The sequence below is a fragment of the Methylocystis sp. B8 genome (genome assembly GCF_005771425.1).
Lineage (GTDB): Bacteria > Pseudomonadota > Alphaproteobacteria > Rhizobiales > Beijerinckiaceae > Methylocystis.
The window spans coordinates 273,924-297,218 of the sequence record NZ_VBTZ01000001.1; the positions used below are offsets into that span (position 1 = coordinate 273,924).

General features: G+C 61.8%; 19 protein-coding genes and 1 pseudogene. 8 read left to right on the plus strand and 12 right to left on the minus strand.

The window, feature by feature from the left end; translation table 11 throughout:
* Window positions 1–50: 50 nt before the first annotated feature.
* Window positions 51–977 (plus strand): TonB family protein, encoded by a 927-nt coding sequence (locus FEV16_RS01335; RefSeq protein WP_246657114.1) that lies wholly within the window; start codon window positions 51–53, stop codon window positions 975–977.
* 2 nt (window positions 978–979) lie between these two features.
* Here FEV16_RS01335 and pgeF read toward each other — a convergent pair whose 3' ends face one another.
* From pgeF to FEV16_RS01370, 7 genes are all read right to left on the minus strand, one after another.
* Complete coding sequence (gene pgeF / locus FEV16_RS01340; RefSeq protein ID WP_138165808.1) at window positions 980–1,759, minus strand: peptidoglycan editing factor PgeF; 780 nt, start codon at window positions 1,757–1,759, stop codon at window positions 980–982.
* Window positions 1,760–1,769: 10 nt separating this feature from the next.
* Complete coding sequence (locus FEV16_RS01345; RefSeq protein ID WP_138165809.1) at window positions 1,770–2,852, minus strand: class I SAM-dependent methyltransferase; 1,083 nt, start codon at window positions 2,850–2,852, stop codon at window positions 1,770–1,772.
* The gene (gene lgt, locus FEV16_RS01350) at window positions 2,849–3,673 is read right to left on the minus strand and encodes a prolipoprotein diacylglyceryl transferase (RefSeq protein ID WP_138165810.1); all 825 of its coding nucleotides are present in this window, start codon (window positions 3,671–3,673) and stop codon (window positions 2,849–2,851) included. Before lgt ends, FEV16_RS01345 begins: the two co-directional genes overlap by 4 nt.
* Before the next feature lie 115 nt (window positions 3,674–3,788).
* Window positions 3,789–5,996, minus strand: a complete 2,208-nt coding sequence (locus FEV16_RS01355) for a 3-hydroxyacyl-CoA dehydrogenase NAD-binding domain-containing protein (RefSeq protein ID WP_138165811.1) — start codon at window positions 5,994–5,996, stop codon at window positions 3,789–3,791.
* Window positions 5,997–6,051: 55 nt separating this feature from the next.
* On the minus strand, window positions 6,052–6,477 hold the full coding sequence (locus FEV16_RS01360; RefSeq protein ID WP_138165812.1) for a VOC family protein: 426 nt from the start codon (window positions 6,475–6,477) through the stop codon (window positions 6,052–6,054).
* A gap of 23 nt (window positions 6,478–6,500) precedes the next feature.
* Window positions 6,501–7,709 carry an acetyl-CoA C-acetyltransferase gene (locus FEV16_RS01365; protein WP_138165813.1) on the minus strand — a complete coding sequence of 403 codons (1,209 nt, stop codon included), beginning with the start codon at window positions 7,707–7,709 and terminating at the stop codon, window positions 6,501–6,503.
* A gap of 33 nt (window positions 7,710–7,742) precedes the next feature.
* Window positions 7,743–9,536, minus strand: a complete 1,794-nt coding sequence (locus tag FEV16_RS01370; protein ID WP_138165814.1) for an acyl-CoA dehydrogenase C-terminal domain-containing protein — start codon at window positions 9,534–9,536, stop codon at window positions 7,743–7,745.
* 290 nt (window positions 9,537–9,826) lie between these two features.
* On the opposite strand from FEV16_RS01370, the gene FEV16_RS01375 reads away from it, so the two are divergent.
* The 3 genes from FEV16_RS01375 (at window position 9,827) to FEV16_RS01385 (ending at window position 14,967) form a co-directional block, all read left to right on the plus strand.
* Window positions 9,827–13,318, plus strand: coding sequence for an SEL1-like repeat protein (locus tag FEV16_RS01375; protein WP_138165815.1), 3,492 nt, complete (start codon window positions 9,827–9,829; stop codon window positions 13,316–13,318).
* A 114-nt stretch (window positions 13,319–13,432) separates the two neighbouring features.
* A complete protein-coding gene (locus FEV16_RS01380) occupies window positions 13,433–13,729 on the plus strand; it encodes a hypothetical protein (RefSeq protein WP_348639961.1) in 297 nt (98 codons plus the stop codon).
* A 62-nt stretch (window positions 13,730–13,791) separates the two neighbouring features.
* A complete protein-coding gene (locus FEV16_RS01385; RefSeq protein WP_138165816.1) occupies window positions 13,792–14,967 on the plus strand; it encodes a lytic murein transglycosylase in 1,176 nt (391 codons plus the stop codon).
* On the opposite strand, the gene FEV16_RS01390 is transcribed toward FEV16_RS01385, so the two are convergent.
* Window positions 14,935–16,098 (minus strand): AI-2E family transporter, encoded by a 1,164-nt coding sequence (locus tag FEV16_RS01390; protein ID WP_138165817.1) that lies wholly within the window; start codon window positions 16,096–16,098, stop codon window positions 14,935–14,937. The genes FEV16_RS01385 and FEV16_RS01390 overlap by 33 nt on opposite strands.
* A 485-nt stretch (window positions 16,099–16,583) precedes the next feature.
* Here FEV16_RS01390 and FEV16_RS01400 point away from each other — a divergent pair, with 485 nt between their 5' ends.
* Genes FEV16_RS01400 through lptA form a run of 3 tightly spaced genes read left to right on the plus strand, consistent with a single transcriptional unit; the run spans window position 16,584 to window position 18,475 of the window.
* A complete protein-coding gene (locus tag FEV16_RS01400; protein WP_138165819.1) occupies window positions 16,584–17,198 on the plus strand; it encodes a ribonuclease D in 615 nt (204 codons plus the stop codon).
* Window positions 17,199–17,248: 50 nt separating this feature from the next.
* A complete protein-coding gene (gene lptC, locus FEV16_RS01405; protein ID WP_138165820.1) occupies window positions 17,249–17,950 on the plus strand; it encodes an LPS export ABC transporter periplasmic protein LptC in 702 nt (233 codons plus the stop codon).
* Complete coding sequence (lptA, locus tag FEV16_RS01410; RefSeq protein WP_138165821.1) at window positions 17,951–18,475, plus strand: lipopolysaccharide transport periplasmic protein LptA; 525 nt, start codon at window positions 17,951–17,953, stop codon at window positions 18,473–18,475.
* Window positions 18,476–18,515: 40 nt separating this feature from the next.
* On the opposite strand, the pseudogene FEV16_RS17505 reads toward lptA, so the two are convergent.
* A pseudogene (locus FEV16_RS17505) lies at window positions 18,516–18,821 on the minus strand (lytic transglycosylase domain-containing protein); the annotation flags it as partial.
* 310 nt (window positions 18,822–19,131) lie between these two features.
* Here FEV16_RS17505 and FEV16_RS01420 point away from each other — a divergent pair.
* Window positions 19,132–19,458 (plus strand): DUF3175 domain-containing protein, encoded by a 327-nt coding sequence (locus FEV16_RS01420; RefSeq protein WP_138165823.1) that lies wholly within the window; start codon window positions 19,132–19,134, stop codon window positions 19,456–19,458.
* A gap of 47 nt (window positions 19,459–19,505) precedes the next feature.
* On the opposite strand, the gene FEV16_RS01425 is transcribed toward FEV16_RS01420, so the two are convergent.
* The 3 genes from FEV16_RS01425 to FEV16_RS01435 form a co-directional block, all read right to left on the minus strand.
* Window positions 19,506–20,687 carry an AIPR family protein gene (locus FEV16_RS01425; RefSeq protein WP_138165824.1) on the minus strand — a complete coding sequence of 394 codons (1,182 nt, stop codon included), beginning with the start codon at window positions 20,685–20,687 and terminating at the stop codon, window positions 19,506–19,508.
* A 112-nt stretch (window positions 20,688–20,799) separates the two neighbouring features.
* On the minus strand, window positions 20,800–22,452 hold the full coding sequence (gene ettA / locus FEV16_RS01430) for an energy-dependent translational throttle protein EttA (protein ID WP_138165825.1): 1,653 nt from the start codon (window positions 22,450–22,452) through the stop codon (window positions 20,800–20,802).
* 136 nt (window positions 22,453–22,588) lie between these two features.
* Complete coding sequence (locus FEV16_RS01435) at window positions 22,589–23,278, minus strand: hypothetical protein (RefSeq protein WP_138165826.1); 690 nt, start codon at window positions 23,276–23,278, stop codon at window positions 22,589–22,591.
* Window positions 23,279–23,295: the final 17 nt, after the last annotated feature.

Below are 23,295 nucleotides of genomic sequence, written 5' to 3' on the forward strand. Positions count from 1 at the left end.
TTAGCGCGACCTTGGCTGTGGCCGCGATTAGGCGGCGCCACGAGGCCTTGGTGCGTCCCCGCTTCCTGATGTTCCTGCTCTTGTGCCTTTTGGCGCATCTCTGCGTCATCGCGTTTCTGCTCTGGCAGGATTGGCGCTTCGCCCGTGAGGCGCCGCCTATCGCGGAGGAAATTCCAGTCGAGGTGATCAACGAGCCGCCCGCGCCAAAGCAGGAAGAGCCTCCGCCCGAACCCGAAAAGCCGCCGGAGAAGCAAGAACAGCAGCAGCAAAAGCCTCCGCCTCCGCCGCCGCAGGAGATTGAAAAGCCTGCCTTCGACGCTCCGGAAGCCGAGAGCAAGACCAAGTCTGACGTCAATGCGCCGGAGCTGAAAGACCTCAAGACGCCAAAGAACGCGCCTGAGAAGGAAAACGTCACGCCCAAGGATGAGAAGCCTCAGGGCATGAAGGACGCTGAAGACGAAGAAGGGAAGGCGAAGGCTCCGGAAGAGGCGAAGGAAAAGCCGATCGAAGACAAAAGCGACGCCGAGATCATCGAAGAGGCCGCGCCGGATACGAAGCCGCAAGAGAAACCCGATCCGACCGAGAAGGGAAGGGTGAAGAAGGGCGAAGGCAACTCGATCGCCGATCAGCTCGCGGCGCTGGCGCCGATCCCCGACTATAAGCTCGCGGCGCCGCCCAAGCCGTCCCCGGTCGGCGGCGGTCATGCGAAGACAACCTATTTGACGATCCTCTACGGGCTCATCATGCCGCACATGCATGTTCCGCCGCGTGTGCGGGCTAGTCAGGCGATCGGCAGGGGCGCGGTCGTCTTCTACATCGACGAGGCGGGCAATCTTACCCATCAGGCCGTGTATCAGCCCAGCGGCGCGCCAGATCTCGACGCGGCGGCGCTCGCCGCCGTACGCCGCGCCGCGCCTTTCCCGCCGCCGCCGCGCGGACTGCCGCACTCGATGCTATTCAGCTACGCGACGAAGTAGCGTCACAGAAGCGTGATCGCCGAGACGAGCCGTCCATAGTCTGGCTCGCGACGATGGACGCTGCGGCGGTAGCTGAAGCAGCGCGCTTCGTCCGCGTAGGTGTCGACGCCGAGGTCTTCGAATGATGCGACGTTGAGCGCCGCGATGCGTGAGGCGATGAAAGCCGGCAAGTCGAAAGTCGTATGGCCTTCGCGATCTGTCGGCGTGAAGAAGCGCGCGAAGGATTCGTCAGTTTCGCGAAACCGGGCTGCGAATTCCGGTCCGACTTCATAGCTCGTCGCGCCGATCGCCGGTCCGAGCGCGACATGGATGTCGGCGCGACGCGCGCCCTGCGCTTCCATCTCCGCGACTGTCGCTTCGATGACGCCGCCGAGCGCGCCTTTCCAGCCGGCATGACAGGCGCCGATTACGCCCGCTTTCGCGTCGGCGAAGAGCAGCATGCCGCAGTCGGCGCCTGTGACGCCGAGCGCCAGCGAGACTTCCGTCGTGACGACGCCGTCGCATCGCGGTCGCGCTTCTGCGCTCCATGGTTCGCGTACGCTAACGGCGTCTGCGGAATGTATCTGGAACGGCACGAGCAGGCGCTCTGATTCAACGCCGAGGCGCGCCGCCATGCGGGCGCGATTCTCCGCAACGCTCGGCGGCGCATCGCGCGAGCCGACTCCGCCGTTAAGCGACGCGTAGACGCCTTCGGAGACGCCGCCTTCGCGGGTGAAAAAGGCATGGCGTAATCCGGGCAGGCTAAGATTTCGCGCCGTGAGCGCAGGCGTTTCGAGCGTCATCGTGCCGATGTTACACGAAAAATCCTGGCAGGTCGGGCATGTCTGGATGGGTCACGGCCATCACTTTGAACAACCCGCCCATCTGATGGCGCGCATCGTCGATGCCCGCGAGACGTTCGAAGGCGTCAATGATCGATTGCGCCTGTTCCGGCGTCGCTCTTTTCGTCAGGGCTTCGGCCCGGCGTTCGATGCCAAGCTGCAGCAGAAAATGCGCTTGCGTAACCGGGCCCATCACCTTGGCGCCGCGCGCACGGGCGGCGCGCGCCAAAGCCGCAAAATCGACATGAGCGGTTAAATCGGCCTCTCCGGGCGCCGCCAGCGGATCGACATAGGCGTGACGCGACACTGCCTGAAGACTGTCGCCGAGCGATGTTTGAGTATAGCCGTAGTCGACGAGCAGCAGCGCGCCGCCTTCTTCGACAAGCCGCGCGGCGATATCGCCGATAAGATTTTGACTCGCGACGCTGACTTCGACGATCGATCCTTCGCGCGCTGGAACGTTTAACGTCGTTTCAATTTCATCGGACAGTCCAAAGGCGAGTTCGCTCTCAGCGTCGAGCCCAACGAGCCGCTCGCGCCAGCCGCTGGCGGTCTTGACGTAGTGCCTGACCGGCAGAGCGTCGAAAAATTCATTGGCGATGATAAAGGCCGGGCCGGGGGGCGTCTCGGCAAAATCCAAATGCCACTGCACCGGCTTTGCAGCCGTGGCCAGCGTTTGGCTTTGCGCCTCGCGCAGAACCGGACTGGTTTCGACAAGATGCACGGAAATGGCGGAGAAGAAATTTGGCGCGATCGGGGTCACGCGCAGCACGTCCGACATCAGCGTGCCCCGACCGGGTCCGAGCTCCACGAGACGCGCCTGAGGCGGCGCGCCGGCGGCGCGCCAGGCTTCAGTGATCCAGACTCCGAGCAATTCGCCGAACATCTGACTGATCTCCGGCGCGGTGATGAAATCTCCGGCCGCGCCGAAAGGATCGCGCGTCATGTAATAGCCGTAACGCGGATGCGTGAGGCAGAGAGACATGTAGCGCTCAAGCGTCATCGGGCCGTCGTGAGCGATCGTCTCGATGATCTCTCTCTTTAAGTTGCTCATGCCGTCGCGCTCCTCGGGCGGAGCGCGAACATGATCGCCGCAGCGCCAAGAAAGACGAGCGGCGCGGAAAGGACCATGCCCATAGTTAGTCCATTGGGAAGGGCTTCCTGCACCGGATCGGGCTCTCGGAAAAATTCGCAGAAAATGCGGGCGAGCCCATAGCCGACGCCGAACAGGCCGGTGATGAGCCCCGGATGTTTAAGCGCGCCATGACGCGCCGCGAGCCATAACACGAGACCGAGGGCGACGCCCTCAAGACCCGCTTCATAAAGCTGGCTTGGATGGCGCGGAAGGTCGCCGGCGCCAGGAAAGACCATCGCCCAGGGAGCGTCGCTCTCCCGGCCCCACATCTCAGGTTTGATGAAATTGGCGAGGCGGCCAAAGAAAAGACCGATCGGCGCAACAGCGGCGCAAATATCGCTCACGGTAAGCAGCGGCGTGCCGCTGCGGCGGGCGTAAAGAAGCATGCCGATCATTGCGCCGACAAGCCCGCCATGAAAGGCCATGCCGCCTTTCCATGTTTGAAATATTTCGAGCGGATGCGCGAGGTAGAACGCCGGATCATAGATCAGCACGTGCCCGAGGCGCCCGCCGATAATGATTCCAAACGCGACGAAGACGAGAAGATCATCGAGAGACTCTCGGCTTGGACGCGGCTGGCCGCGCCTCCAGAGCGCATCATTCGCGACGAGCGCGCGCAGGCCGAGCCAGCCGAAGACAAAGCCGCCGATATAGGCGAGCGCGTACCACCGCAGCGGCAAGGGCCCGATGTTGACGGCGACTGGATCGATGACTGGAAAGGGAAGCACAAAAAACGGCATTCATGAGGTCCGGGCGCGGGCGGTTTCGAACTACACGCCCCGCCTGTCTTTTACCTGTCGGCCCCGCCGATGTCATGTCCTGGCCAGCGCGCGTCGAAAAGCGCCTAAGCCGCGATCACGCCGCCATTTTCTGCGGCATGAACCGTCCGTAGAAAGTTTCGCCTTTCGCCGCCATCTCGCGCAGCAATTGCGGGGGCTCGAAACGCGGGCCGAATTTCGCGGCGAGCTTGTCGCATAGCGCCACAAAGGCCTTCGCGCCCATGCTATCGATGTACGAGATGACGCCGCCGGTGAAGGGCGCGAAGCCGAAACCTAGAATGGAGCCGACGTCAGCCTCCCGCGGATCGGTGACGACGCACTCCGCCATGGCGCGCGCCGCTTCGACCGCCTGGGTCACGAGGAAACGCAGCTTCATTTCATCAACGTCGAGCGTATCGGGATTGAGCTCTTTTTGCGCCAGAGCTGAAAGGCCGGGCCAAAGACTCTTCGTTCCGTTGGAATGATAGTCGTAGAAGCCCTTGCCGTTCTTGCGGCCGAAGCGGCCGTTTTCCTCGACCATGAAGCGCAGCACACGTTCTTGCGCGGGGTCGACCGAGCCTTCGCCAAGGTCCTTCTTCGTCGCCTGCAGGATTTTCCATCCGAGATCCAGCGCGACTTCGTCATTGAGCGACAGCGGGCCTACCGGCATGCCGGCCATGCGGGCGACATTCTCGATCATCGCGGGCGGCACGCCGTCGACAAGCATGATCTGCCCTTCGCGCACATAATTGAGCACGCAGCGATTGGCGAAGAAGCCTCGCGAGTCGTTGACGACAATCGGCGTCTTCTTGATGATGCGGATGAAGTCGAGCGCCGTCGCCAGGGCGCGGTCGCCGGTCTTCTTGCCGAGAATCACTTCGACGAGCAGCATCTTTTCGACCGGCGAGAAGAAATGGATGCCGATGAAGTTTTCGGGCTTTTGCGAGGTTTCCGCGAGCGAGGTGATCGGCAGTGTCGAAGTGTTCGACGCGAAGATAGTGTCGCCGCCAATGACGTCCTGCGCGCGCTTCGTGACGTCGGCCTTGACGGCGCGGTCCTCGAACACCGCTTCGAGCACGAGATCGCAACCTTTCAGCGCCGCATAGTCGGCCGCGGCGACGACGCGCGCCATCAAGGCGTCCTTGTCGGCCGCGGTGGCGCGGCCCTTGCTAACGGAACTCGACATGAGTTTGTCGATCGTCGCGAGGCCTTTGTCGGCGCTCTCCTGATCGCGATCAATCAATACGACGTCGAGGCCGTTGAGCGCGCTGATATAGCCGACGCCTGCGCCCATGAAGCCAGCGCCGATAATGCCTATCTTCTTGAGATTGGTCGGACCGATGTCTTTGGGCCGATGCGCGCCCTTGTCCAATTCGTTCTTTGAGAGAAACAGCGAGCGGATCATCGCCGCCGCTTCCTTCGAGCGCAGAATATGCGCGAACCAGCGCGACTCGACGGTCAGCGCCTGGTCCATCGGCAATTGCAGACCTTCGTAGACGGCGTGCAGAATGGCCTTGGCCGCGGGGTAATTGTCGTAGGTCTCGCGGCGATAGATCGCGTTGGCTGCGGGCCAAATCATCATGCCGGTCGGCGAGAACACCCTGCCGGAAGGATTCTTGAATTCCTTCACGTCCCACGGCGCCTGCGCCTTGCCGCCGTTGACGATAAAGGCGCGGGCGCGATCGACGATCTCGGCTTTCGGCGCGATCTCATGCACGAGCTTGGCGCCGAGCGCGGCTTTCGGCTTGATCTGATCGCCCCTGAACAGGAATTGCAGCGCGTCGCCCGTCTGCATGATGCGCGACACGCGCTGCGTGCCGCCGGCGCCCGGAAAGAGCCCGACTTTAATTTCCGGCAGTCCGACTTTGGTCTTCTCGTCATCCGCCATCACGCGATAATGGCAGGCGAGCGCAAGTTCAAAGGCGCCGCCGAGACACACGCCGTAGATGGCGACGGCGAAAGGCTTTCCGCAGGTCTCGAGTTTCCGGTAGAGCAGCGACAGCCGGCGCGAAAATTCGAAGAACTGCTTATTGGCCGCCTCTTCGCCTTGCTCCTTCAGCGCCTTTGCGTATTGCGCTGCGCCATGCTGCAGCATGGTGAGATCGGCGCCGCCGGAAAAGGCGTTCTTGCCAGACGCGATGACGCAGCCTTTGACGCCAGGATCGGCGACGACCGCGTCGATGATCTGCTCCAGCTCGTCCATCACCTCCGGCGTGATGACATTCATCGAGCGTTCCGGCATGTCCCAGGTCGCAAGCGCGACGCCGTCTGGATCGATTACGAATTTGAAATTCTGGAGGTTCATCGAGGACTCCCTTGAATGAGCGATCTGCAGCGGCGAAGACCGAACGTATGGATCGTTATTCGGGCAGCGTGACTGCGCCAGCGTCGTCGAGAAGGAAGCCTGGGTTCCACGCGACTTCCCAGAAGTGTCCGTCGAGGTCTCGGAAATAACCCGAATATCCGCCCCAGAACGCTTCTTGCGCAGGCTTTACGATCGTCGCTCCGGCGGAGCTCGCCTCCGCAAGGACGGCGTCGACATCCTGTTTCGAGCGTGCGTTGTAGGCGAGCGTGACGCCGCTAAACCCACCCCCGTCGGGCGGCGTTCCGACGTCCGCCGCCAATTCCGATCGCGGATAAAGCGAAATGGCGACGCCGCCGCACTGGAAAAAAGAGATGCCCTGCGCCGCTCTGACAGAGCGGCGCCAGCCCAGCCGCTCAAAAAAAGCCGTGCTCTTTGCAAGATCGTTCACGCCGAGCGTAATGAGGGAGATTCTTTGTTCCATTATCGTGCGGCTCCGCGCCAGAATTACACCCGCTCGACGATCGTCGCGGTGCCCATGCCGGCGCCGATGCAGAGCGTCACAAGCGCTGTGGATTTTCCTGTGCGCTCCAATTCCTCAATCGCGATTCCCATCAGCATGGCGCCCGTGGCGCCGAGCGGATGGCCCATGGCGATGGCGCCGCCATTGACGTTGACCTTCGCGGGATCGAGGTCGAAAGCTTGAAGATAGCGCAGCACGACGGCGGCGAAGGCTTCGTTCACTTCGAAAAGATCGATGTCGTCGATCGTCATGCCGGCGCGCTTGAGCACTTTGCTTGTCACGTCGACAGGTCCGGTGAGCATCAGCGCCGGCTCGGAGCCGATATTGGCGTAAGCGCGAATCTTGACGCGAGGTTTGAGACTGTGCTTCTCGCCCGCCTCTTTCGAGCCGACGAGCACCGCCGCGGCCCCGTCGACAATGCCTGATGAATTGCCGGCGTGATGCACGTAATTCAACTTTTCAATCTCGGGATGCGCCTGAATGGCGACCGCGTCGAAACCGCCCTGTTCGGCGTAAAAGGCGAAGGAGGGCTTCAGCGCCGCAAGCGCCTGCATGTCGGTTCCGGGACGCATATGTTCGTCGCGGTCGAGCAGCGTGATTCCATTGACGTCCTTCACCGGAACGATCGAATGTTTGAAGCGGCCTTCCTCCCAGGCTTTCGCCGCGCGCTGTTGTGATTGCACGGCATAGGCATCGACGTCGTCGCGCGAGAAACCGTATTTCGTCGCAATGAGATCGGCCGACACGCCCTGCGGCATGAAGTAGGAAGGAATGGCGATGGTCGGATCGACAGGCCAGGCGCCGCCCGACGCGCCGATACCGACGCGGCTCATGCTCTCGACGCCGCCGCCGATCGCAAGATCGTGCTGGCCGGACATGATCTCGCCGGCGGCGAAATTCACCGAGTCCAATCCCGAGGCGCAGAAGCGATTGATCTGCACGCCGGGGACTTTGTACGAATAGCCAGATGAAATCGCCGCGGCGCGGGCGATGTCGCCGCCGGCTTCGCCGACCGGATCGACGCAGCCGAGGATCACGTCGTCGACCTCGGGGCCTTCGAGCTTGTTGCGCTCTTTGATGGCCTCTAACGCCGTAACGGCGAGGCCGAGCGAGGAAACCTCATGCAGCGAACCATCCGGCTTGCCGCGGCCACGCGGCGTGCGAACGGCGTCGTAGATGAAAGCGTCGGGCATCAAGCGTTCCTCTCTCGAATCCTTCCGGCGCGTCTAAAACATCTCTTCGGCGAGCGACATCATCGTGTCGGCGCCGGTTGAAATGCGCGTCAGGCGCAAGCTCGTTTCGGGCAGCATGCGCTCCATGTAGAAGCGCGCGGTGAGAAGCTTGGCGTCCATCCGCGCCGCCTCGTGAGGTTCTCTCGATTTCTTCTCCATCGCCGCTTGCGCGATCTTCACCCACATCACGCCGAGCGCGACGCGACCGAAGAGATGCATATAGTCATAAGAGGCGGCGCCGGCATTGTCGGGTTTCGTCATAGCGTTCTGCATCAGCCACATCGTCGCTTTCTGCAGATCATCGAGCGCCGACTTCACCGGCATAGCGAAAGGCTTCATTGCCTCGTCGGACGCCAGCGGATTTAGGAACTCCGACGTTTCCTTGAAATAGGTCATGATCGCGCGGCCGCCGTCGCGCGGCAGCTTGCGGCCGACGAGGTCGAGCGCCTGAATGCCATTGGCGCCCTCATAGATCATGCTGATGCGGGAATCGCGCACGAACTGCTCCATGCCCCATTCGCGAATATAGCCATGGCCGCCATATACCTGTTGAGCCTTCACGGTATTCTCAAAACCCATGTCTGTGAGCACGCCCTTGAGCACCGGCGTCAGCAGGCCAAGCCGGTCTTCCGCCGCCTGGCGCGAGGCGGCGTCGTCGGACCGATGCGCGATGTCGCTGTCGAGCGCGGCAGAAAGCGCAAATCCGCGCGCCGCTTCATTAAAGGCCTTGATCTCGAGCAGCATGCGCCGCACGTCCGGATGCACGATGATCGGGTCGGCGGGCATCTTGGGATCCTTGGGTCCGGAAAGCGCGCGGCCTTGCAGACGTTCCTTGGCGTATTGCGCCGCGTTTTGATAGGCGACCTCAGAGAGGGCGAGGCCTTGCATGGCGACGCCGAGGCGCGCCTCGTTCATCATCACGAACATGGCGTTCAGTCCGCGATTAGCTTCGCCGACGAGAAAGCCTTGAGCGCCGTCGTAATTCATGACGCAAGTCGAGTTGCCGTGGATGCCCATCTTTTCTTCGATGGAGCCGCAGCTGACGCCATTGCGCGGACCAAGCGCGCCATCGCCGTTGACGAGAAACTTCGGCACAATGAAGAGCGATATGCCCTTCACGCCGGCGGGAGCGCCTTCGATGCGCGCAAGCACAAGATGCACGATGTTCTCAGCCAGATCATGCTCGCCGGCGGAAATGAAAATCTTTTGTCCGGTGATCGAATAGGAGCCGTCGTCCCGCGGCGTCGCCTTCGTCGTCAGCAGTCCGAGATCGGTGCCGCATTGCGGCTCGGTTAAGTTCATCGTGCCCGACCAGCGACCATCGGCCATCTTCGGCACATAAAGTTTTTTTTGCTCGTCATTGCCATGACGCAGAAGCGCCGCGAGCGCGCCTTGCGTGAGGCCCGGATACATCGCGAAGGACATATTCGCCGACGAGGCGAATTCATTCATCGCCATCGACAGCGTATAGGGCAGGCCCTGTCCGCCGTATTCCTCGGGCACAGTGAGGCTGATCCAGCCGCCCTCGGCGAAAGCGTCATGCGCTTCCTTGAAGCCCGGAGGCGTGGAGACTGAGGCGTCGTCGTGGCGCACGCAGCCCTTTTCGTCTCCAGACTGATTGAGCGGCGCGAGCGCCTCTTCGCAAAGCCTTCCCGCCTCAAAGAGGATTTGCGACATTACATCGGGGGTTACGTCCGCAAAGCCTGGCAGATTGCCGAAGCGTTGAAAATTCAAGACGTCGTTTAGAAGGAAGAGGGTATCGTCCACAGGCGCCTTGTAGCTCGGCATCACGCCTCCTCCTTGCAGGCGACGCTGGGCGGCGCCGTCGCATCGCGATTCTCTCGGGCTGCGTCATAGGTAGAGAGGCGCCGCCGCGCGCGCAAGCGAGCCACTTGGCGGCGATCCGGAGCGCGACAAGAGCTATAGAGCCGTTTTTTAACGGCTTCTTTACTTCGATTGACAGAAAGTCACCGTCATCGGCCCGCCTCTCCGCTAATATTGCGGCGATTCGCGCGTCCGTGTCCGTTCCACAGCGTTTTTCTCCAAATTTCCACGGGTCGGACCCGCCGGACCACCACATGAGCAAGGCGCAATTTCCTGATCAGGGTCGTCCGGAATCGGAGTCGCGCGAGGTCGGACGCGGGGCCGAGGCGCATGCTGAAGAGAATCGCGACAGCAGCGAAGACTTGATTTGGCGGTCGATTGCAGCGCTCTCCAAAGCCCGCATTGAGAGCCGGCTCGGCGAGCAGCCTTCCGCAAAAGCTAAACCTATCCGCAGCGCGCTGGCGGAGCTCGAATCGAAGCTCGCGCTCGCGGCCAGCGAAGATCGGGGCGAAAAGTTCGAAAAGGGGTTGAGGGGTCTCGATCAGCGTCTCTCCGATATCGCGCGACGGCTGGACCAAGACGCGGCGCATCAGCGCGAAGCGAAGTCGTCGGCCCCGTCAGACGCATCCGCCGCGCATAACGCGGCCTCCGCTCAAAGCGAGCGAGCGGCCCCTGGCGGCGATGCGCCCGTTCACCGCCCGCTTTTAGACGCGATCGCGCAAATCACCGAGCGCCAGCGCGTGCTCGATGACGCACTTGGCGGTTCTGAGCCCGCGTCCGCATCGCGCATGACGGCCCTGCAGCGCTCGATCGACTCGGTCGCGCGACATTTAGACGGTTTTCGCGAGGACGCCGCCGAGCGCGGCGACCAGCAGCTCGTGATGATGCGACAGATCGAAAATGTCCGTCGCGAAATTCAGGACATGGCGCGAGCGATCGGCGAGCTCGCGCCGCGCGCGTCCGTCGCCGCGATCGATACGGCGTTAGCCGATCTCCGTCAGCGCATCGACTTGCAACGCGACCGCGGCGTTTCCGACGAGACGCTCGCGCCTGCCGAGAATATCATCAGCGAATTGCGCGCCGTGATTGAAGATCTCGATCCAACTCCGGTCGTGCGCAACCTTCGTGCCGACGTCGAAACGATCGGCGTCAGACTGGAGAAATTGCAGAAAGGAGATGTCGCGCAGGCTTCGGCCGTGCGCGAACTCGCGTGCGAAACTCATGAAATCAAGGAGCAGCTGGCGGCGCTGATGGCGCGGCCACTGCCGCTTGAGAAGATCGAGGCGCGCATCATTGACGTTACGCAGCGCGTGGACGCGCTGAGGCTTTCCTGTGGCGCGTCCGGCGCGGATCTTGGCGAAGTCGCCACGAAAATCCGCTCCATTATCGCCGCGGAAACGGGGAAGGGCCTTGAGTCCTTCAACAACCGGCTCGATCGCCTTGCGCAAAAGCTTGACGCCGTCGTCGTTCAGACCGCGGCCGCGCGGTTCGACGAGCTCGGCGACCGTATCGACGAACTCGGCAAGACGATCACTAAGCGCATGGATCGTGGAGCGGCGGATATGGCGCCGCTGGAGGCGCTCGTCGCAAAGCTCGCAGAGAAAATCGATGGCGCTTTGGATGGCGCGAGTCACGCTTCGGCCTTCGAGGAGATCGGCCGCAGGTTCGACAATCTTGAGTCGCGCTTTGTGGAAAGCGCGCCGTCAGAGTCGCTCGCGCGCATCGAAGCCATGCTCGCGGAGCCGAACGGTGAGCGTCAATTCGCCGACCTCTCGCAGCGGATCGACGAGCTTCGTCAGACGTTCGCCGCGCGGATGGAGAGCGCCACGAGGGCAGGCGATTTAGGGCATATCGCCGCCATCGAAGAGTTGCTGCGCGGCCTCGACGGCAAGCTCGACGCAGCGCTCTCTTCCGATGCGCGTCATCTTGATTTGCAGGCGATCGAGCGGGAGCTTGCGCAGCTCTCCTTCAAAATTGATCGGCTCGACGATCCTCTCTACGCTCCAAGGTTTAGCGATCAGAATTCTCGCCTTGAGGAAATCGCTGAGCGGTTGGAGCGCGTGCATGACGCGCTCGCGCAGAGAGTTGAAAGCGGCGCGCGCGCCGAGAAAAGGGAAAGCGAGTTGGCGGCTCTCATCGAGTCGCTCGCCGACCGCATCGATCGGCCCGTCGAGCCTGCGGCCGATTCTGAAGCGCTCAAGTCGCTCGAAACTCAGATTGACGCCTTGTCGCGGCGGCTCGAGCGGATCGACGCAGGAAGCGGCGCGCTTATCGGCTTCGAATCGAAAATCGATGATCTTTTGGCGCGACTCGAGGACACACGATCTGAGACGGCTCAGGCGGCGGAAGAGGCCCTTCGTCGGGCGGCTGCGGAAATTCTCCGCGAAACGGAGAAGGTTCAGCAATGGGCGGCGCGCCGAGTTCGTCGCGACGACAATGACGATTGTCATGTCTCCAAGGACTCGGCGGCGCCGGGGACGGCGGACGGACAAAACGCCGAGAGCAAAGAAGTCGCGCCGCTCGATCCAATGGAGTTCCTGCTGCCAGTTGACGATCGCGTCGTCGACGGGCGAGGGAATTTTAGTGGGCCCCTATCAGGCGCGGAGCGCGTAGGGTTTCGGACCTCGGTTCAATCTGATTTCATCGCCGCGGCGCGCCGCGCCACGCAGCCGGCGACGGACGCGGCGTCAGGCGAAGGCGCAATCGGCGATGCGACGCCTGAGGGCGGGGCGGTGGTCAGGCTCGGCGCCGCCCTTCGGGAGCGTAAGCGCCCGCTGCTGTTGAGCCTTGCCGCGATCATGCTGCTGATTGGGGCCTATCAGATGGCGCGGCTCAGCGGGCGGGACGGATTGATTATAGGCCCGTCGCTAAGGCAACAGGAGGCTAAGGCCCCTGCTAAGGCGGTCCTGCCGCCTTCGTCGCCAGAAACGCCGCTCGCCTCTAAGGAGGCTCCATCGATAGCGCTAGCCGAGCGTCCGGTCGCAGCCCAGCAAAATATCGATCCAATGCCCACCGGCGCCATAGAGGCGACGCCGCTGTCGCCCGGCGACGCATTGGCGGCGATCAAACGCCTCGCTGTGGAGGGCGATCCGGCCGCCCAGTATGAAATGGGCGCGCGCCTTGTGGAAGGGCGCGGCGCCGCGCGCGACGCCAAAGCGGCGGCGCGCTGGTTCGAAAAGGCCGCCGAGACAGGGCTTGTGCCGGCGCAATATCGGCTCGGCTCGATGTATGAGAAGGGCGTGGGAGTCGAGCGCGACTACGGTCTCGCCCGGCTTTGGTATGAGCGCGCCGCGGGGTCCGGCAACGCTCGAGCGATGCATAATTTTGCGGTGCTGCTTGCCGAGGGAGGCGACGGTAAGCCCGACTATGTCGCCGCGGCGGATTGGTTTCGTCGGGCGGCCGAGTATGGCGTTCGGGACAGCCAGTTCAATCTCGCGATCCTCTATGCTCGGGGTCTCGGCGTCAGCCGCGATCTGGTGCAAGCCTACGCTTGGCTTTCCGCCGCCGCCGATCAGGGCGACGATGACGCGGCCAAGAAACGCGACGAAATCGGCGCTCGCCTCGATTCGAGGGAGCTTGCTGCGGCCAAGTCGATCGCGACTGGTTTTCGCGTAAAGGCGCCAATCCCGGAGGCCAACGACGTTCCCGTGTTCAGGACTGGCGGCGGCGAGGGGGCAAGAGAGCAGCCTCCGGTTAAGCCTCCAGTCAAAGCGCCCTCGGGAAAACCGCGGGTCTCTCAGCTTTAGAACCGACCTCGCCGCGCCATTAACGGTTCGTGTACGGGATCGCTTCTATTGTCAGCTCGACCGAGCCTCTTGGCGCCGCGCGCGTATGTGCAGGGCTCGCCATCTTTGGAGACTATGATGCGCAGAACAATCGCGACGCTTTCGGCGGCCTTGGCTCTCAGCGCCGCAGCGCTGGCGTCCGCCGCGCCAGCGCGCGCCGATTCCGCGGGGCCGGCCATTGCGGCGGGCATTGGCGGATTTGCGCTTGGAGCGATCACCGGCGGGGCGCTCGCCAATTCTGCGCCACCCGTGGTCTATGCGCCTGCGCCTGTCTATGTCGCGCCGCCGCCCGTCTGCTGGGTTGAGCGCCGTCCGATCTTCGACGAATATGGCGTGGTGATTGGTTCCCGTCCCCGCCGCATTTGCGAGTGACGGGCGCGTCTTACGGCGACGCGGCCCATGAAAAAGCCGCGTCCTTACGTTAAATTCGCGGCATGAAGGCAAATCATCTTTTCGCGGCCTTGGCCGTGCTGCTGTTCGCGGCCGCTCCGGCGCGCGCCGAATGGTCTGGCTGCCTCTCGAGCCTGCGAGGCGACGCGGCAGGAGCCGGCGTCAGCCGGCAGACGATTGCGTCGGCGACGGATGGGCTCACCCCCAACGACGCCGTTAGCTTCATGGACAAGCAGCCAGAGTTCACGACGCCCGTCTGGGACTATGTCGCCGGCCTCCTCGACGAGGAGCGTGTCGAAGAAGGACGCGTCATGCTGCGCCAGCATGCGCGCGTGCTGCATGCCGCTGAAAGCCGCTATGGCGTAGACGCGCCGACCATTGTCGCCGTGTGGGGCGTCGAGTCTGATTTCGGCAAGAGCTTCGGCAAGCGCCCCGTGGTCCAGAGCCTCGCGACGCTCGCCTGCGAAGCGCCGCGCCGCAATGACTATTGGCGTAAGGAATTCATCGCCGCGCTGAGAATTCTCGATAGCGGCGACATCGCGCCAGAGGAATTCTACGGCTCCTGGGCCGGCGCCTTCGGCCATACGCAGTTCATGCCGTCGACCTTTCTTAGAATGGCTGTCGATCTCGACGGCGACGGAAGGCGCAACATTGCAAGCTCGGCGGCCGACTCGCTCGGCTCGACGGCGAATTATCTGCGCAAGAGCGGCTGGCGTTCTGGCATGCCTTGGGGCTTCGAAGTGCGTCTGCCGGAAGGCTATTCCGGACCTTCCGGGCGGGGACATCGGCAGTCCATGGGCTTCTGGCAGTCGCGCGGCATCATGCGCCTCGACGGTAGCGGCTTGGGCGATGGCGCTGCGGCGCTGCTGCTGCCGGCCGGCCGTAGCGGGCCGGCGTTTCTCGTTACAAAAAACTTCGATGCGATCTATACTTATAACGCAGCTGAGTCATACGCGCTGGCGATCTGCGTCCTGTCCGACATGCTGCGTGGCCGGCCAGGCATTCAGACGCCGTGGCCGACCGACGATCCGGGCCTGTCACGCGCCGAGCGGCGGGAATTGCAGGCGCTGCTCACCCGTAATGGCTATGACGTCGGCGACTCCGACGGGGTGATCGGAACAAAGACCAAAGAGGCGATCGCCGATTTCCAGTCGCGCGCCGGCCTCGAGCGCAATGGCCGGGCTAGCCTAAAGGTTCTTAACGCCCTGCGCGGGCGGTAGGTCCGGCGACGTCTCCACGTCGAAATCCGGCTCGACCGCGTTTTCGCTAACGGTCTTGAGGTCGTCGGCGATCCAGGCCTTGGTCAGCTCCCAGACGACGGCGAGAACGACCGGCCCAGCGAATAGGCCGGCCACCCCATGGGCGAGCACGCCGCCGATCACGCCGACGAAAATCACTGGGATCGGCGTCGACAAGCCATGCGCGAAGATGAAAGGCTTCAGCACATTGTCCATGTAGTTGACGCTGAGCATGCAGATCGTCAGCGCCAATGCTGGACCCGCCGCCAGGGTCGTCCAAGCCCAGAAGATGACCGGCGCGACGATCAGCAGCGGGCCGATCTGGATGATGCCGAGCACGAGAATGGCGATGGTCAGCAGGCTCGCGCCCGGCACATCGGCGAGATACATGCCCGCCCCGCCGACAACGGCTTGCATCAGCGACAGGCCCATGACGCCGCGCGAAACGGCGTTGATCGTGGCGCCGGCGAGATCGACAAATTTCTCGCCGCTTGAGGGATCGATGCGCCGCGACAGGGCGCGCGCGCCCGCGAGCATTTGCGGCGCGGCGGCGAGAATGAAGCCCATAAGCAGGACGGAGACGAGGAATTTGAGCGTGCCGGCGCCGGCGCTCTTCGCCATGTCGAGCAAAAATTCTCCGGCGGGCTTCAGTTGCGGTAGAATTTGCGTGAAGGCGCTGCGCAGATTGGTCGAAGCGAGCAGCCAGAAGGAATAAAGCTGCTCGCCGACGAAGGGCCATCCTTTGATCGACGCCGGCGGCGGCGGGACGGCGATGTCGCCGGTCTCGATCCCCTCCATCACCGACTTGATGGGGTCGATCGCGCCGACCGCCATCCATGTGACCGGACCGATGATCAGCACGAGTCCGGCGATCGTCATCAATACGGCGGCAGTGATGGGCCGTCCGCCTAACAATTCGGCCAGCACGCGGAAAATCGGATAGAGCGCCACGGCGAGCACGACGCTCCAAAGAATGATCGCTGCAAAAGGCAGGATGATGATGAAGGTCCAGTAGAGCAGCGCGCCGATCGCGAACAGGCGGATGGCCAGTTCGATGACCATCGCATTGAAGCGGCGCTCGACGCCGTTAATGCCGTTGGGCAGATCGATCACCGGCGTTCTCTCGCCATCCCGCGACTTTTGCATCGCAATAGAGTGAAGATTTGGCGGGCGTCTGACAAGAGAGCTTTACGTCACGGGCGTTCCGGATCGCCAGCGACGGATTGCAGCCATAAGGCTACGCTTGCGGCCTAATAGCCGCCGCTTCCAACCAAAGGATGGATGCCGCCTAGTCCCTTGGGATCGGCCTGCCGGCTGCGTTTGCCGGTTTTGGTCCCTTGGTCCGACTTTGACGCCGAAACAGACTTAGCGGCGGTCTTTGAGGATGCGGCGGAGACGGGTGGCGCAGCGACCGCGCAGAGGAGAATTAAAGCAAGAAGAAAGCGCATGCGGGTTAACCCCCTCGAAGCGAAAAGCCTGCAAGGCTTACATAGTCCGGCTTTGCTTGGGAGCGAGACCGGCGCGCGACGCGAGCGCTTCGACAAGTTTTGCGCATTTTGCGATAGACTACTCGCTCCACATCGAACGATTCGAGCCGCATGACCATCCGCTTGCATCAGGGCGATCTCCCCGAGGGGATCGGCGCTGGCTCTATTGTCGCGATCGACACAGAGACCTTGGGCCTCAATCCGCATCGCGACCGGCTGTGCCTAGCGCAGCTCTCTTTCGGCGACGGCAACGCCGAGCTTGTTCAGTTCGCCAAGGGTCAGACCCGAGCGCCCAATCTCGAACGCCTGCTCGCCGACCCCGCCATTTTGAAAGTCTTCCACTTCGCGCGTTTCGATATCGCCATATTGGCCAAGACCTTCGGCTTCGTTCCCGCGCCGGTCTATTGCACCAAGATCGCCTCTAGGCTCGTCCGAACCTATACGGACCGGCATGGCCTCAAGGATCTCGTGCGCGAGCTTTTGGGCGTGGAGATATCGAAGCAGCAGCAGTCGTCCGACTGGGGCGCGCCAATGCTTTCCGAGGCGCAGCAGGCCTATGCGGCCTCGGACGTTCTCTATCTGCACCAGCTGAAGGAGAGGCTCGACGCCATGCTCGCCCGCGAGGGCCGCGCCGAGCTGGCGCAAGCCTGTTTTGAGTTTCTGCCCACACGCGCGCGCCTCGACCTCGCTGGCTGGCCGGATACGGACATTTTCGCCCATGAATGAGGCGGTTACGCCGCCTCGAATTCGCCACCTCCGCGCCTCATGATCACGCCATGACCGACGCTTTCCCGACGCCCAACGCCCGCGACCGTATCGGCGCGTTTGTCGCGCCGCGACAAACCGCTTTTCCGGAGGCGCTGCGCCATACGGCGCGGGTCGCTCGTCTGCGCCGCTGGATTCTGTGGGGGGCAGGCGGCGTCATCGGCATCGTCGCACTCGGCCTGCTCATCAGTTCGCTGCGCTTTCTGCCGGTCGTAAGCGTGGCGCGCGTCGCGCTCAAGGGCTCCCACATCGTCATTGAAAGCCCGAAACTCGTCGGCTACCGCAAGGACGGGCGCCCTTATGAGGTGCGTGGGGCGATCGGCATGCAGGACTTGACGAAGCCTGATATTTTCGAATTGGAGCATCTCGAAGTCAGGGTCGAGAACACTCACGACAGTTCGATCGTGCTCACGGCCGAGAAGGGCGTTTACAATCGAAAGGCCGATCATGCCGACATGAGCGGCGGCGTTAACATCCGCAATGAGAAGAGTTTCGACATGCGGCTCGAGTCGGCCGTCATGGATTTCAAGGCCAGCGTGATGACCTCAAACAAGCCCGTCCTGTTGAAGATCGAGGGGGGCGAGGTCGTGGCGCAGTCGGTGGAATTCTCGCAAAATGAGCGGCGCGCGACCTTCGAAGGCGGGGTGCATTCGGTGCTATACGGCCACGGCGACGCGCCCGCGCCATCTTCGGGCGCTGCGACCAAAGGCTAAATGCTCCACTTCGTCCTTTTTCTTTTCGCTGCGCTCGTCGCGGCGGCGCCGGCAAACGCCCAAGGGCGTTCCGGCGGCATCTTGCCGGGCGCAACGGCCAAGGACCCGCTCAATATCGACGCGGGAAAGCTCGATTATTTCGAGAAAGAGCAGAAGCTCATCTACTCTGGCAGCGTGATCGTCACGAATGGACCGTCGACGCTCAAGGCGACGCGCCTCATCATCTTTTTAGAGGGAAAAGGCGATCAGGCGGCCGCGACGACCAACGATCGCGTCAAACACATCGACGTTGAAGGACCGGTGACGCTCGTCTCAAAGGATCAGATCGGGACTGGCGATCGGGGCAGCTACGAGAAGAGCGAAAACAAGGTCTATCTCATAGGCAATGTAACCCTGACTCAGGGCGAGAATATCGTTAAGGGCGACAAGCTCGTCTATGACGTGACGACTGGCATGGCGACCGTTCAAGGCGGCGCGGCGCAGGGCGGACGAGTGCGCAGCACCTTCATGCCAAAGAACCAATAATTTTTGGAAGTTAGTGCGTGGCTGACGCTGACGTCACAAGCTGATCGAGCATGCGCTTGCGCTTGGCTTCATAGTAATAGCCGCCGGCGTAAAGCTTGATCGCTCGCGCTTCATTGCCGCCGCTCACCTTATAGGCGTTGGCGAGATAAGGCACCGCAAAGGCGAGATTGGTGTCAGCGTCGAGAAGACCGCTCGCCGGCCCGTCGTAGCCCATGTGCCGCGCTGTGTCGTGACGGATCTGCATCAGCCCCCAATAGGGTCCGTGCCTGGCGTTGGGATTGTAATTGCTCTCGCGGCGGATCGAGCGGTGAATGAGCGATTCGGGAATGTCGTAGATTCGGGCGTAATGGGCGATCCGCGCATGGAGCGCATCCTGGCCCGAAAGCTGGGTCTCTTGTGCGGCCTCGTCATAGGCGGCGGGGGCGGCGGCGACTGGCGACTCCTGCGGCGCGCAGCCTGCGAGCAACAGGGTCCCGAAAACGGCAAGGGCCGCGGTCCCGCGGAATAATCTCATCTTAAAAAATCCCTCACTGGCCGCCCACAGCCCAGCCTGCGAATGCGCCATGCCCAAATGGCGAATTCGTGGCGGTCACGCTTTGGCGAGTTGATTTCTGGGGGCAGCCGACTACCTGCCGCTATCGGGAATGAGGCAGGCGATGGCGCAAAAGCAGTCGAAGAGCGGCCAGGCGGCGAAAGGCTCAAAGACCGCAACCAAATACTGGTCGGGCGACGTCACGCGCCACAGCGACGCGCTCGATCTCGAGTCAGGCGTGTTCACCTGGGACGATCCGGCCAAGATCGCCCACTCCCTGAAGCGTTCGGCGGAGAAGAGCGACCGGCGCAAGTCGGAGCCATATCGCTCCGCCATGTCGATGCTGACGTTCTACGTCAACAGAGCCGGCAAGGATTTGTCCAATGAGCGCCGGAAGGTTCTGGAACAGGCGAAGGACGAATTGCGCAAGGCGTTCGGGCGGGAAAGCTAAAACCGAGCAAATCAAGGGAGCGACAAAATCAGTCGCTCCCTCTACCTTTAGGCTTCAGCAAGTACCGATGCTATGGTTTCGGTATAGATACTTAGAGCATCGTAAGCGGCTTCGCTTCGTCCCATCAAGGTAACTTCTCGATTCAGCGCTCGATATTGTTGAACTGCGCGGCGAATTAATTCATCTTCCTTGAAAAGCGAGGGTTTCTCTAAAACCCACTGGTTATTTTTCTTCCGGACAAAAGCGCTTAAGGCGGACATGATCGGGAAGAGAATGCCCGGCGCGACCCACACTACCTTATTGGTCGTTTTATCTCGCTTAACGGGACGGCCGCCAGTCGGCCTATCGCTGTTCTTACCGTATTCATGCAGTCGATGGCCGTTCCAACCTTCGTGTCGCTCCCAGTTTCTAAACTCTTTAACTGCGACCGGACCCATTTGTACAGTAAAGTCATATAATTGGCCGCGATCTCCCTTTTTTTCCTGTGCCCAAGCGCTGAAATCAGCAAGACATTTACCGCCTTGCTTGTATGAGAAGTTGCGTCCTGCGCTCGTGCTGCCGAGAAGCTTCTGAGGCATGAGCAATCGCGTCCACTGAAGGACATTCTGAACGTTCATTCCGACAGTATCGGTCTCGCTCATCTGTAGCGTCTCGCCCGGCAGATGCTGTTCGATTGATTGCTTCAGATCTGCGAGATAGCCGCGCGCGCCAGCCTGCGAAACGCTCTTCACGGCGGTTGCCGTGTTACGCGCGATTGCTATTTCAACGATTTGCTCTTTCGAAGGCTCCATGACGATCTCAGCGCGCACCATAAATTCGGCGCCGTCGTCACCTTCGAGCCCACTGAAATAGCGCAGCAACTCACCTTGAGTTTGAGCTCCGTTGATGATGCTTGCGTTTTCCAAGAAGGCAACGCGCTTGTTGTCGTCTACGTTGCATGCTGTGCAGGTGATTGTCACCCCAGAGTTACGATTTATGAATCTATCCGGAAGCTCCTCGATCGTATTCGCAATCTGCTTATGGACAAAATTCCGCTTACTGGATGAATGCTCCGCTATATAGCTTCTCAAATTATCCTGAGTTCCAATATTGAGAATGTCGCGCGCGCTCACGTTAGCGAACCACGTTTGAACGCCGTTGGCCTTTTCGTCAGGCGACGTAAGGTTACGAATCAAATTGTAGGGGAGGGAAAGCACGGCATTAGCCGTGCCGTGACGAGAATTCGCCATTGCAATTGCCTTTCCAGTTCCCTGCGTATCCCTTCGGTGCGCATCCGCGCACAAAGCTCACAGGGCAGCTTAGGCTGCAATGATTCCTAGTGCCGCGTCAAGTCGCGGCCTATCACCGCGTAAACTTCTTATATTTCAGCCGGTGCGGGATTACGGAATCGACTCCCAAGCGCCGCTTCTTATCCTCTTCGTAATCGGCGAAATTGCCTTCGAACCATTCGACATGGCTGTCGCCTTCATAGGCGAGAATATGCGTCGCGATGCGGTCGAGGAAAAAGCGATCGTGCGAGATGATGACGGCGCAGCCGGCGAAATCGACGAGCGCCTCTTCGAGCGCGCGGAGCGTCTCGACGTCGAGATCGTTCGTCGGCTCGTCGAGCAGCAGCACATTCGCGCCGCTTTTCAGCATTTTCGCGAGATGCACACGGTTGCGCTCGCCGCCTGAGAGCTGGCCGACCTTCTTCTGCTGGTCCGATCCCTTGAAGTTGAAGGCCGAGCAATAAGCGCGCGAATTGATCTCGCGCTTGCCGAGATAGATCACTTCATTGCCCTCCGAGATTTCCTCCCAGACGGTTTTATTGGCGTGCAGCGCGTCGCGCGATTGGTCGACATAGCCAAGCTGCACGCTGTCGCCGATCGTGATCTCTCCCTTGTCAGGCTTCTCCTGCCCGGTGATCATGCGAAACAGCGTCGTCTTGCCGGCGCCGTTGGGGCCGATCACGCCGACGATGCCGCCGGGCGGCAATTTGAAGGAGAGATCGTCGATTAGCAGCGTGTCGCCGAAGCCTTTCGACAGATGGTCGAACTCGATGACATTGTCGCCGAGACGTTCCGCCACCGGAATGACGATCTGCGCAGTCGTCGGCGCCTTCTCGCTCTGCTTGGCGACGAGTTCCTCATAACGCTGGATGCGCGCCTTGCTTTTCGCTTGCCGCGCCTTGGGCGAGGAGGCGATCCATTCGCTCTCGGCTTCGAGCGCGCGCTGGCGCGCCTTGTCTTCCGAGGATTCCTGCGCGAGGCGCTTCTGCTTCTGCTTCAGCCAGCTCGTGTAATTGCCCTCATAGGGAATGCCGCGGCCGCGATCGAGTTCGAGAATCCAGCCCGTGACATTGTCGAGGAAGTAGCGGTCGTGGGTGACGATGAGGATCGCGCCCGGGTATTGGCGCAGATGTCCCTCCAGCCAGTTCACCGTCTCGGCGTCGAGATGGTTCGTCGGCTCGTCGAGAAGCAGCATTTCCGGCTGTTCGAGCAGCAGCCGGCAGAGCGCGACGCGGCGCCGCTCGCCGCCCGAGAGCTTTGTCACATCGGCGTCGTCGGGCGGACAGCCGAGCGCGTCCATCGCTTGGTCGACCTGGCTGTCCAAATCCCACAGGCCCTTGGCTTCGATCTCGTCCTGCAGTCTGGTCATCTCATCGGCGGTCTCGTCCGAATAATTCATCGCGAGATCGTTGTAGCGGTCGAGAATCGCCTTCTTTTCGGCGACGCCCAGCATGACGTTACCGCGCACGTCAAGCGCAGGGTCGAGGTGAGGCTCCTGAGGGAGATAGCCGACGCGCGCGCCCTCTGCGACGAAGCCTTCGCCCGTGAATTCCTTGTCGATGCCCGCCATGATGCGCAGCAGAGTCGATTTGCCCGCGCCATTGACGCCGAGCACGCCGATCTTGGCGTCGGGATAAAACGAGAGATTGATATTTTCCAAGACCTTCTTGCCGCCGGGGTAGGTCTTGGTCAGGCCTTGCATGTGATAGATGAACTGGCGCGCCATATCGCCTCGCAATGGATGAGATTGGCGCTGTCTTTAGAGCATTTTCACGCGGCGAGGGAAGCCATTCGGACTACCAACTGGGCAGAAAAAATACCCCCGGCGGGCGCCGGGGGGTTTTTTCCGAGAAGGGCTGCGCTCAGGTGGTGCGCATAAAGCTCAGCACCGTAGCGCTAAGGGTGCTGCCCGTGAGCACGAGCGTAGCGCCGAGGGCAAGCAGCGCGACCAGGTTCAGCGTCAGATCGGCGGTATGGCCGGCAAGCGCCAGAATGCCGAGGACGATCGCCGCCAGTCCGGCAAGGGCCTGAATGCCGGCGGATCCCGACGCCATTTCGCTCGCCAGCATCTCGGCGCCAAAATGTTGCGACTGCCCAACCGAGGCCACCTCCATACTTGCGGAGGCGCGGCGAAGCACGTAGAGGCGCCAAACAGCGTTGCTGCTTAGAAGCAGAGCTGTGCCAAAGCCAATGACCGCGATCGGCGACAGGACGTCTGGCTTGATTCCAAGGAGCGACAGAACGCCAAGCACGATACCGCCTGCGCCGACGAGAAAGACGAGCGCGAGGCTATTGCCGCCCATCTGCTCTGGGGTAGCGGTTCGGACGCCGCCGGGAAATACGACCTGCGCATAATCCGACAGCATAGCTCCGCCCTGAATCAATAGGGCGACGCCGAAGACGATTGTCGCGATTGCGACCATCATGGCCGGCGAAATTCCAACTAAACCGCAAATGACGAGAACGATAGTGGCGACGCCGCCGATGGCGTCGATCAGACCGCCATATGCGACCGCATTTTCATGCGATGCGATATCTCGGGTAATGGACATGTGGGACACTCCAGCCG